We start from the raw sequence: 9967 nt of genomic DNA on the forward strand, positions 1-9967 counted from the left end.
GCTTGCCGGCCAGAGGTTCAAAATCGCCCCGAATGAAACCTAATGGCGCGACGTGCGGGGGAAGAGGTTCAAAATCGCCCCGAATGGAACCTAATGGCGCGGCGTGCGGGGGCAGAGGTTCAAAATCGCCCCAAATGGAACCTAATGGCGCGGCGTGCGGGGGCAGAGGTTCAAAATCGCCTCGAATGGAACCTAATGGCGCGGCGTGCGGGGGCAGAGGCGCGACACGCGGGGCCAGAGGTTGAATCGCGGCCCCCGATTCAACATCTGGGCGCCCGCGGAGGGGACAACGGCCACCGCAGAAGCAGACCGCACGCCCCGCGCGCTCGTAGATTAGCGGTTCGCTCATCCCCGGAAAGCGCATGCCCGCCTCCCGCCGAGATTTCCTATTCCGCGCCGCCGTGCTGGGCCTCGCCGGCACCACGCGGCCCGAACTGCTGAGCGCGGCCCCGTCGGCGGGCCCGGGGGGCGCGACACCGACGGGCGCCACGGCCACCGCCCCCGCGCCAACCGACACCGAAATCACGGTCGAAATGATTGAGGCGGCCGAAAAAATCTTCGGCGTCACCCAAACACCCGAGCAGCGGGAGGCGATGCTCGAAGATCTGCAGGAGCGCCTGGAAGTCCTCGAATCCCTGCACGCGGCGAGTCCGCCCAACCACCTCATTCCGGCATGGCGGTTCGATCCGCAAATAGCCGGAGACCGCCCGCGACCGCGGGTGCCTCGTCGCCCGTGGGAGCCGCAGCTGGCTCCCATGCCGCAGTCGGATGAAGACCTGGCCTTTGCGCCCGTCACCACGCTGTCGGGCCTGCTGAAACAGCGGGACGTGCGCTCCCTCGACCTGACGCAGCTCTACCTGGAGAGGCTCAAGCGGCTCGACCCCCAGCTGCACTGCGTGATCAACCTCACCGAGGAGCGTGCGCTCGCGCAAGCCCGCGCCGCCGACGCCGAGCTCGACGCCGGCCTCTGGCGGGGGCCGCTCCATGGCGTGCCATGGGGCGCCAAAGACCTCCTCTCGGTGCGAGGCTACCCGACCACCTGGGGCGCCATGCCGTTCAAGGACCAGGTCATCGACCGCAATGCAACGGTCGTGGAACGACTCGACGCGGCGGGCGCCGTGCTGGTCGCCAAGCTCACGACAGGCGCGCTGGCCTGGGGAGACGTCTGGTTCGGGGAGAAGACCCGCAATCCCTGGAATCTGGACCAGGGCTCCAGCGGCTCGAGCGCGGGCCCCGGAAGTGCCGTCGCGGCCGGGCTCGTCGGCTTCGCCATCGGCTCGGAGACCCTGGGTTCGATCGTATCTCCGTCCACCAGGAACGGCGTGACGGGCCTGCGGCCGACCTTCGGCCGCGTGTCGCGCCACGGGGCCATGACACTGTGCTGGAGCATGGACAAGCTAGGCCCGATGTGTCGCAGCGCTGCCGATTGCGCGCTTGTGTTTCAGGCGATTCAGGGCACCGACCATCGGGATCCCACCACGGTCGATGGGGACTTTTCCTGGCCCCCGGCCGTGCAGCCCTCGCGAGTGAGACTGGGCTACGTAGCTGATGCCTTTGAGGGCGAGTTCCGTGGAGCCGAGGCGGATCGGGCAGTGCTCCAGGTGCTTAGAAGCCTCGGTTTCGACCCCAAGCCGATGGCGTGGCCGGACCGTTCGACGGCACCGGCCATGCTCACGCTCTCGGTCGAGACGGCGGCTGCGTTCGATGAGCTGAGCCGCACCGGGGGCACCGACAGCATGGTGAGTCAGCAGCTCTGGCCGGAGAACTTCCGTCAGTCCCGATTCATCAGCGGCGTGGACTTCCTGAACGGCCAGCGGCAGCGCACCTTGCTCATGCAAGACGTCTCGGCGCTGATGCAGGACTTCGACGTGATCGTCACCAATCACCGCCGCGGTGGCCTCGCCATCACCAACCTGACCGGCCATCCCTCGGTCACGGTGCCCAATCGATTCTCACCGCTGGAAGACGCTCCGGATTCGCCCCGCCGACAACCGGATGCGATTAACTTCATCGGCGCGCTCTACCAGGACGACATGGCCCTCGCCGTGGCGCATGCCTACCAGTCCGCCACCGACTTCCATTTGCAACGACCACCCATCGTCTGATCATGCCCCTCATTCTCTACAAGGTCCTCCACCTTCTCGGCCTCATGTTGGTCTTCGCGGCCCTCGGCGGCGCGGCCATTGAAGCGGCGCTCAAAGAGAAGCCGTGGAAGAAAATGCACGCCATCCTGCACGGGTCCGGCCTGTTCCTGCTGCTGCTTGGTGGATTCGGCATGCTCGCCCGTCTCGGAATCATCTCTGGCTGGCCTGGCTGGGTCTGGGCGAAACTGGCCATCTGGGTCATCCTCGGAGGATCGCTGACGGCGATGCGCAAGATGCCCGAACGCGGTCGTCCGCTGCTCTTCGGAGCCATTCTGCTGGGCACGCTGGCTGCCTACCTCGCGCTCTACAAGCCGTTCTAGTATGGATCCCCGCTACCCGATCGGACCCCACGAGACCACGCCCGAATCCTCGGAAGCCCTCAGGGCGGAGTGGGTCGAGCGGATTCGGCGCCTTCCGACGGACATCGAGAATGCGGTCCGCGACCTGACGGACAGCCAACTGGACACCCGCTACCGGGATGAAGGCTGGACCATCCGGCAGGTCGTGCACCATCTCGCCGACAGCCATCTCAACGCCTACTGTCGCTTCCGCCTGACGATCACCGAGGACAATCCGACCATCCGGCCGTACGACGAGGTGGCCTGGGCAGAGCTGCCCGACGCGTCCTCCGCACCGATTGGCCCCTCGCTGAACCTTATCCGTTCGCTTCACGACAGGTGGTGTCGCCTGTTGGACACGCTCGAACTCTCAGCGTACGAGCGCACGCTGCATCACCCGGAATCCGGAGACCTTACGCTCTGGGGCCTGCTGGACACGTACCAGTGGCACGGTCGTCATCACGTCGCGCACGTGACCATGACGCGGGATCGCGAAGGCTGGTAGGCCTCAGAAGTCCAGCTGCACCCGGGCGGTGAGGTGCCGCGGCGGGGCCAGAAAAGCCGGCCGTTCCAGGTAGTAGTAGTCCAGCGCGTTATTGAGCAGGAGGGAAGCCCGCATGGCTCCGCGCTGGTACATCACGCGCAGGTCCAGCACCCGCATGGGCACCAGCAGGTCGGCATCGCGCACAAAGAGCGCAAAATCCGAGTCCACACGCTCCGGAGCACTCATCGTGCGCACGTCTGCCGCGGCTCGAAATCCGCGCGCCACCGGCAACTCCACGCCCGCCGTCAGCTGGTGCCGCGACCTGGAGGCAAGCGGCTCGTTGACCGTGCGGTCCTCGGCATCAAGCAGCGTGTATCCCACCCGAAGGATGCCGCGGTCGGCCGCTGCCTCGAAGGCCAGCTCAACGCCCGATATCCGGGCGCGGGTCAGGTTGATGAACTGGAACGCGCGCAGTTCGGGCACCAGCCGCGGTTCAATCAGGTCCCAGTAGTCCGAGACGAACACCGCAAGGTCCGTCTGCAGGGACGCGAAGCCGGTGGTACGCTCATCACGGAGACCGACCTCAACGCTGACGCTGCGCTCGGGCAGCAGGCCCGGATTACGTACGATGGGGAAGAAGTCCTGGTTGTCCGTGAAGCGCTCAGCAAGGCTCGGCACCCGGAATCCGTGACCCCAGGCAGCGCGCACCGACGCGCCTTCAGCCAGCAGATGCGACACCCCGAGCTTGGGGCTCAGTCGCTGCACCGTGGATCCGGTGTCGATGGCGTAACGATCCAGGCGCATGCCCGCCGAGATGGTGGTGCGCCCCAGCTGCTCCTCCCACTGGGTGAAAAGTGCCGTTTCCGGTTGGGCGCCGGTCGAGTCCCCATCGGCCGTGACGAAAAAGGTCGAGCGGGACGCCATGGCATCCCCGGAAGCGCCAAACGTCAGGTTGCGGCTGTCCGAGGCGGCGTAGTCCACCTGGAGTTCGCCGCCCCATCGAATGCCAAGTGTGCCGTTGTCGAGGCTTTCGACATTGCCTTCGTCATCGAGGGGTCGCAGCACGGTACCGAACACGCGGCCGCGCGCGGCGAGATAGAGCTTGTCGCCCACCAGGCGCGTGTAGGACGGCAGCAGCGTCAGCTGGTTGGCAAAGATGTCGTTGGTGCCGGTCGGGGTGCCTCCCGGATCCTGCGATCCGATGGCCAGGCTGCCCGGATTCAGCGCGTCCCGCGCCCCGTTCCAGAACAGGAAGTTGTCCTTCTCGCGCACCAGGAGGCCCACAAGCAGCTCCCCGGTGGTTTCCGGATTCGGCTTCCAGTTGAGCTTGCCGAAGCCCTGCAGATAGGACGCGCGGTTGAAGTTGAGGTAACCGTCGTCGCGGCGCACCGAGACGTTGAGCCAACCGCCGAGGCTCTCGGACAGCTTGCGCGCATGGGAGGCCGCGAATCCGAGATAGGGCCGGAATTCGCCACCCTTGGCGAATCCACGTGTCCAGATATCGTAGCGCACCGGTGCGTGTGCCCCTGCAAAGGCCGACACCTGGGTGCGGGGCTCATCGCCCACATCCCGGGTAATCACATTGATTACGCCCCCAAGCGCGCCGCCGCCGTATAGGGCCGAGCCCGGCCCCTTGAGTACTTCGATGCGCTCGATCTGGGCAACCGGCAGCGCATCGAAGGGCATGCCGTCCGAGTCCGGCGTCAGCAGCGGCATACCGTCAATCAGCATCAGCACGCGGCTTCCGGTGTTGTATGCGAAGCCGGAGGAGCCGCGCACGTTCACCTGGTTCTCCTGCACGTTGACGCCGGGGATGTAGCGCAGGGCATCGTCAATGGCGACGATGTTGCGGGATTCCAACTCCCTGGGCGTGAGAACCGCCACGCTGGCCGGCGCCTCCAGCACGGCCTGGGGCCGTCTCGATGCGGTCACGATCACGCCGTCCGTCAGGATCACGTCCTCCTGCATGACGAAGTCCAGGACATTTCCTCCGGCGGACAGCACGGTGTCCCGCCGTTGACGTTCGTAACCGATGATGGACGCTGCGACGGTCACCGGACCAACCTGGAGCCGTTCGATGAGGTAGCGCCCGTCAACGCCAGTTGCGGTGCCCTGGCCCGTGCCCTCAATGACCACGTTCACGCCGGGAAGGGCCAGCCCTGAGGCATCCGTCACACGTCCGGCGAGCGATGCGGTCTGCGCCTGTGTAGTTGGCGCGCCTGCCAGAAGCAGGGCCAGAAGGAGTGTGTTGTGTGCCCATCGACTCATCGATCCGGAGGAAAGACGGGCAGATTGCTGAAATCCACGGTCATCGACAGGGAGGCAGACTGCCCGGGTTCGACTGAGAAGAAGCCGCCGTCTCCCTGAAGCAGGCCGACCGGCCGCCATGAGAGAATGTCCGTGGTCTGCTGCTGAGCGACACCCGAGTACACAAAGACTCCCGGCTCTACATCCAGGATGGTGAAGGTGTCCTCCGCGACGCCGTACGCCAGCCGCTCCGAGATGGCCATGCGGTTCAGCTGCAGGAAGTCCAGTGTGTCCTGGGGCACAAACCGCATCGCCACAAAACGAAGGTCCTGAACCTGGCTCTGCGGGGGCCACTCTCCTACGTACGTGATGGTGCCCGATATGGAGCCGTTGGCAACCTCTTCCGGGGGCTCCAGACCGTGGTCACACCCCGCTCCGATCCAGAGCAGCACAGCGAGACAGGCGATGCCGGGGCGGTGGGTCATAGTCTCCGTACAGCATGACATAGTAACCAGTCTTGGTTAGATGTTCAACCCGCGTTTTTGGCCCAGGCGGCAAACGATACTATATTCGCGACCCTCCAAAAACCGGCAGAAAAGGCTCTTTCTCGAGGTAATGCAATGGCAATGAAGTTGTCAGACTTCGACTTTGATTTCCCCCGGCAGCTCATTGCCAAATACCCGGTGGAGCCGAGGGATTCGTCCCGTCTGATGGTGATCAATCGGGCGGAAGAAAAGATCGAGCACAGGCAGTTCACGGACATCGTGGACTACTTCGGCAAAGGCGATGCCCTGGTGGTCAACAACACCAAGGTGTTTCCGGCCCGCCTCTACGGCAACAAGGAGAAGACCGGGGCCCGCATCGAGGTCTTCCTTCTCCGTGAGCTGAATGCGGAGAATCGCCTGTGGGACGTGATCGTGGACCCGGCTCGCAAGATCCGGATCGGCAACAAGCTCTACTTCGAGAACGGGCTTGTGGCAGAGGTGATCGACAATACCACCTCGCGCGGGCGCACCATTCGATTCGTGCACGACGGGGACAACGAGGATCTCTACCGGCAGATCGATGAGATCGGAGAGACGCCGATCCCGCCGTACATCAAACGCGATGTTGAAGAAGCGGATCGTGAGCGCTACCAGACGGTCTTTGCCGAGGAGCGTGGCGCGGTTGCGGCACCCACGGCCGGGCTTCACTTCACGCCGGCGGTCGTCGACAAGTTGAAGGAGAAGGGCGTCAACATTTCGCCCATCACGCTGCACGTGGGCCTGGGCACATTCCGTCCGGTGGAGGTCGAGGACCTCACAAAGCACCGCATGGATTCGGAGTACTTCAACATTCCGTATTCCACCCAGGAGAAGGTGAATCAGGCGCTCAACTCCAAGACGAAGAGTGTCACCGCCCTGGGTACTACCGTGGTTCGGGCCATCGAGTCGAGTCTTTCGGCCTCGAACACGCTGAAGGCCAATCGCGGATGGACGGACAAGTTCATCTACCCGCCCTACGAGTTCCGCATCACCGAGCGGCTCATAACGAACTTCCACATGCCCCGCAGCACGCTGGTCATGCTGGTCTCGGCGTTCGGCGGCTACGATTTCATGATGCACGCCTATCAGGAGGCGCTCAAGGAGAAGTATCGCCTGTTCTCGTTCGGCGATGCCATGCTTATCATCTGAGCCGCCACGGGGAAGGCGCCCCGTCCGGCTGAGCCAGCCCATTAACGCCCTATCGTGAATCCAGCAGACCTTCCCGGAGAAGTTGCGGTTGTCGTTCCGGCCGCAGGATCGGGGTCGCGACTGGGAGGGCATCGCAAGCAGTTTCGCGAGCTTGGCGGGCGTCCGGTAATCGTGCAGACGCTCCTGGTGTTTGAGCGGCACCCGGAGGTGCATCACATTGTTGTGGCCGCGCCTGAGGATGCCGTCAAGCCGCTCCAGCAGGAGTTCAGGCGAGTCGGCATCACCAAGCTAGAGCGCGTGGTGGCCGGCGGGTCCACCCGGCAGGAGTCTGTGTTTCGAGCGCTTGCGGCGTTGCCTCCGCTTGTGGACGTGGTCCTCGTGCACGATGCCGTTCGGCCCTTCGTGCGGGTCTCGCAGGTTTCTGACGTGATCGGGGCCGCGCGCGAGTATGGTGCGGCTGCTCCGGCCATCCCGGTGACGGACACGGTACGCAGATCGGGCGATGGGTTCTTTGGTGATACCGTCGACCGAAGCGGACTCCAGCGCATGCAGACCCCGCAGGGTTTTCGGCGATCGCTGCTCCTGGAGGCCCACCGCCTGGCGTCTGAAGGAGGGCTGGATGCCACCGATGACGTGGGCCTGGCGCAGCATGCCGGCGCGCCCGTGCGGGTTGTCGACGGAAGCTCGGACAACGTCAAGATCACGAACCCGGACGACTGGGAGCGAGCCACCGATTTCTGGCCGATGTGGGAGAAAGTGCTCCGTCTGGAAAGCGGGGCTCGAGGCGTCGTGCTGCGCGGCGAGGGCGGGGCATGATGCGCATCGGCTTCGGCTATGACGTGCATCGGCTGGCGAAGGGCCGGCGCCTGGTGCTCGGCGGCATCCTCATAGAGTCGCCGTTCGGCCTGCTCGGGCATTCCGATGCCGATGTGCTGCTGCATGCTATCACCGATGCCATCCTCGGTGCTCTGGCCTGGGGTGACATCGGAGCGTTGTACCCGGACACCGACCCGGCGTACAAGGGTGCAGACAGCGGTGATCTGCTGGCTGAAGTCATGCAGCGCGTCGGCGCCGAGGGCTGGCGCATTGGCAATGTGGACGCCACCGTGGTCATGGAGCGGCCGAAGCTGCGTCCCTACATCGATACCATGCGGGCCCGTATCGCCCAGCTGTTGGAATGCCCGGTCGATGCCGTTTCGGTCAAGGCCACCACCTCTGAGAAGATGGGCTTTGTCGGCTCCGGTGCAGGCGCTGCGGCGCACGCTGTGTGCACACTGGTCCGGTCCGACTGACGTGGGCGATCTGCTCTACGACATGGTCGCCTGGATGTCGGAGCTGCCGGCGGTCTGGGCCTATGGCCTGATCCTGGTGGTCGCGTACGGGGAGAACGTGGTCCCGCCCATTCCAGGTGACATGATTGTCGTTTTCGGGGGGTACCTGGCCGGAATCGGAAGCCTCGACCTGTGGGCAGTGATCGTGCTGTCTTCGCTCGGAGGCGCCCTGGGCTTCATGAGCATGTATGCCATCGGTCACCGGTTGGGCACCGCCATTCTCGACCCGAACCGCTTCCGGTGGCTGCCCAAGGGGAGAATCCGGGCGGCGCGACGCTATCTGCACCGATGGGGGTATCGGCTCGTCGCCGCCAATCGTTTTCTGAGCGGTCTTCGTTCTGTCATATCGCTGTCCGTTGGCATGGCTCACAAGCCCGCGGGTCCTGTGGCCGCCTGGGCCACATTCAGCTCTATCGTATGGTGCGTCCTGCTCGGTGTGGCCGGGTACTACCTGGGAGAGAACTGGAGCGTAGTGGGGGAGTATCTGAGGAAGTACGGGACCCTGGTGGTCGCGCTGCTGGTGCTCTTTGCCGTGGTTCAGTTTGTACGCTTTCTGAGGGTGCGCCGCCCCTTGGATGTTCCGCCGGAATCCGGGTCCTGAGCGCGTCTCTGCTTCACCGATCTTTCGCCGCCGCAGGTTGACATGCGTTGATCGATAAGGCTAGTTTTCGTGTCTGGCCCTACTTGAGGGTCACCTGCTGCTGGCGTAGCTCAATTGGTAGAGCAGCTCACTTGTAATGAGCAGGTTGGGGGTTCAAGTCCCTTCGCCAGCTCAAGCTGCCCTCCAGGGCATTGTCGGCTTTGACTTTATGACAGGGCGCTGCCGGCGCCCGACACCTTTCGACCTTAGGGTCGACATGGACAGGTACCGAAGCGGTCAACCGGGCTAGACTGTAAATCTAGTGGCTTAGCCTTCGGAGGTTCGAATCCTCCCCTGTCCACACAGGTGCCCAGAGAGGCACCGAACATGGTGGCGCCGGCACTCAAGCGGGAGTAGCTCAGTTGGTAGAGCATCAGCCTTCCAAGCTGAGGGTCGCGGGTTCGAATCCCGTCTCCCGCTCCCGAATGGGAGAGCTGTGCTTACGCCAGCGATTCGGTCGCTTGGGTTTCTCCCGTGATTTCTCCTGCGGAGAACATCACGGGTCCCGGGTCAGGACCTGCGAATTGTTTAGTTGGGCGGAATCGCGTCGCTTCGCTCGCTCCTGGGGCGGGGGTCGCTTCGCTTCGCTTGCTCTCCCTGGACATATTGCCTCCTTAGCTCAGCGGTAGAGCACTTCCATGGTAAGGAAGGGGTCCCCGGTTCAAGTCCGGGAGGAGGCTCAACCTCGGCCATGCGGTCGATGGTCGCTTTCGGCCTTCGGGTCGGGAGTGCCCCCTTTGGGCGACACCTGCTGCCCGGAGAAAGCCTGCCGGGAGCAATCCCCGGGAAGCACACATTCCGAAGAACCTGACCTAGAAGCCTGACAACATGGCGAAGGAGACATTTCAGCGTACAAAGCCGCACGTGAACGTGGGTACGATCGGTCACGTGGACCACGGCAAGACGACCCTGACGGCGGCGATCACGACCGTGCTCGCCAAGCGCGTGGAGGGCAACCAGCTGCGGAGCTTCGACTCGATCGACAACGCTCCTGAGGAGCGTGAGCGCGGCATCACGATTGCGACGGCGCACGTGGAGTACGAGACGGCCGACCGTCACTACGCGCACGTGGACTGCCCGGGCCACGCCGACTACGTGAAGAACATGGTC

General features: G+C 64.2%; 10 protein-coding genes and 4 tRNA genes. 12 read left to right on the top strand and 2 right to left on the bottom strand.

Features of this window, described 5'->3' with window-relative positions; translation table 11 throughout:
- Nucleotides 1-362 precede the first annotated feature (362 nt).
- The 3 genes from JJ896_08460 to JJ896_08470 are packed head-to-tail and all read left to right on the top strand — an operon-like array spanning nucleotide 363 to nucleotide 2987.
- Nucleotides 363-2105 (top strand): amidase, encoded by a 1743-nt coding sequence (locus tag JJ896_08460; GenBank protein MBO6779675.1) that lies wholly within the window; start codon nucleotides 363-365, stop codon nucleotides 2103-2105.
- A 2-nt stretch (nucleotides 2106-2107) separates the two neighbouring features.
- Nucleotides 2108-2464 carry a hypothetical protein gene (locus tag JJ896_08465; protein MBO6779676.1) on the top strand — a complete coding sequence of 119 codons (357 nt, stop codon included), beginning with the start codon at nucleotides 2108-2110 and terminating at the stop codon, nucleotides 2462-2464.
- A gap of 1 nt (nucleotide 2465) precedes the next feature.
- Nucleotides 2466-2987 carry a putative metal-dependent hydrolase gene (locus JJ896_08470; protein ID MBO6779677.1) on the top strand — a complete coding sequence of 174 codons (522 nt, stop codon included), beginning with the start codon at nucleotides 2466-2468 and terminating at the stop codon, nucleotides 2985-2987.
- A 3-nt stretch (nucleotides 2988-2990) separates the two neighbouring features.
- Here the strand turns inward: JJ896_08470 and JJ896_08475 are convergent, their stop codons facing one another.
- On the bottom strand, nucleotides 2991-5234 hold the full coding sequence (locus tag JJ896_08475) for a TonB-dependent receptor (protein MBO6779678.1): 2244 nt from the start codon (nucleotides 5232-5234) through the stop codon (nucleotides 2991-2993).
- On the bottom strand, nucleotides 5231-5698 hold the full coding sequence (locus tag JJ896_08480) for a hypothetical protein (protein MBO6779679.1): 468 nt from the start codon (nucleotides 5696-5698) through the stop codon (nucleotides 5231-5233). Before JJ896_08480 ends, JJ896_08475 begins: the two co-directional genes overlap by 4 nt.
- 141 nt (nucleotides 5699-5839) lie before the next feature.
- Here JJ896_08480 and queA point away from each other — a divergent pair, with 141 nt between their 5' ends.
- The 9 genes from queA to tuf form a co-directional block, all read left to right on the top strand.
- A complete protein-coding gene (gene queA, locus JJ896_08485) occupies nucleotides 5840-6886 on the top strand; it encodes a tRNA preQ1(34) S-adenosylmethionine ribosyltransferase-isomerase QueA (protein ID MBO6779680.1) in 1047 nt (348 codons plus the stop codon).
- A gap of 54 nt (nucleotides 6887-6940) precedes the next feature.
- On the top strand, nucleotides 6941-7702 hold the full coding sequence (gene ispD, locus JJ896_08490; GenBank protein ID MBO6779681.1) for a 2-C-methyl-D-erythritol 4-phosphate cytidylyltransferase: 762 nt from the start codon (nucleotides 6941-6943) through the stop codon (nucleotides 7700-7702).
- A complete protein-coding gene (locus JJ896_08495; GenBank protein ID MBO6779682.1) occupies nucleotides 7699-8178 on the top strand; it encodes a 2-C-methyl-D-erythritol 2,4-cyclodiphosphate synthase in 480 nt (159 codons plus the stop codon). Before ispD ends, JJ896_08495 begins: the two co-directional genes overlap by 4 nt.
- Nucleotide 8179: 1 nt before the next feature.
- A complete protein-coding gene (locus JJ896_08500; GenBank protein ID MBO6779683.1) occupies nucleotides 8180-8818 on the top strand; it encodes a DedA family protein in 639 nt (212 codons plus the stop codon).
- Between the two features lie 99 nt (nucleotides 8819-8917).
- Nucleotides 8918-8990: transfer RNA gene (locus JJ896_08505), tRNA-Thr, on the top strand.
- An 86-nt stretch (nucleotides 8991-9076) separates the two neighbouring features.
- Nucleotides 9077-9158: transfer RNA gene (locus tag JJ896_08510), tRNA-Tyr, on the top strand.
- Nucleotides 9159-9204: 46 nt separating this feature from the next.
- Nucleotides 9205-9277, top strand: a tRNA-Gly gene (locus JJ896_08515).
- Nucleotides 9278-9465: 188 nt separating this feature from the next.
- Nucleotides 9466-9537, top strand: a tRNA-Thr gene (locus JJ896_08520).
- 148 nt (nucleotides 9538-9685) lie between these two features.
- A partial coding sequence (tuf, locus tag JJ896_08525) for an elongation factor Tu (protein ID MBO6779684.1) occupies nucleotides 9686-9967 on the top strand: 282 nt, incomplete at its 3' end.

The organism is Rhodothermales bacterium (assembly GCA_017643395.1).
Lineage (GTDB): Bacteria > Bacteroidota > Rhodothermia > Rhodothermales > UBA10348 > JABDJZ01.

Bases quoted from the DNA above. Each gene is read 5' to 3' on its own strand.
- JJ896_08460 (MBO6779675.1), top strand. From the start codon at position 363: ATGCCCGCCTCCCGCCGAGATTTCCTATTCCGCGCCGCCGTGCTGGGC.
- JJ896_08480 (MBO6779679.1), bottom strand. From the start codon at position 5,698: ATGACCCACCGCCCCGGCATCGCCTGTCTCGCTGTGCTGCTCTGGATC.
- queA (MBO6779680.1), top strand. From the start codon at position 5,840: ATGAAGTTGTCAGACTTCGACTTTGATTTCCCCCGGCAGCTCATTGCC.
- JJ896_08475 (MBO6779678.1), bottom strand. From the start codon at position 5,234: ATGAGTCGATGGGCACACAACACACTCCTTCTGGCCCTGCTTCTGGCA.
- JJ896_08495 (MBO6779682.1), top strand. From the start codon at position 7,699: ATGATGCGCATCGGCTTCGGCTATGACGTGCATCGGCTGGCGAAGGGC.
- JJ896_08465 (MBO6779676.1), top strand. From the start codon at position 2,108: ATGCCCCTCATTCTCTACAAGGTCCTCCACCTTCTCGGCCTCATGTTG.
- JJ896_08470 (MBO6779677.1), top strand. From the start codon at position 2,466: ATGGATCCCCGCTACCCGATCGGACCCCACGAGACCACGCCCGAATCC.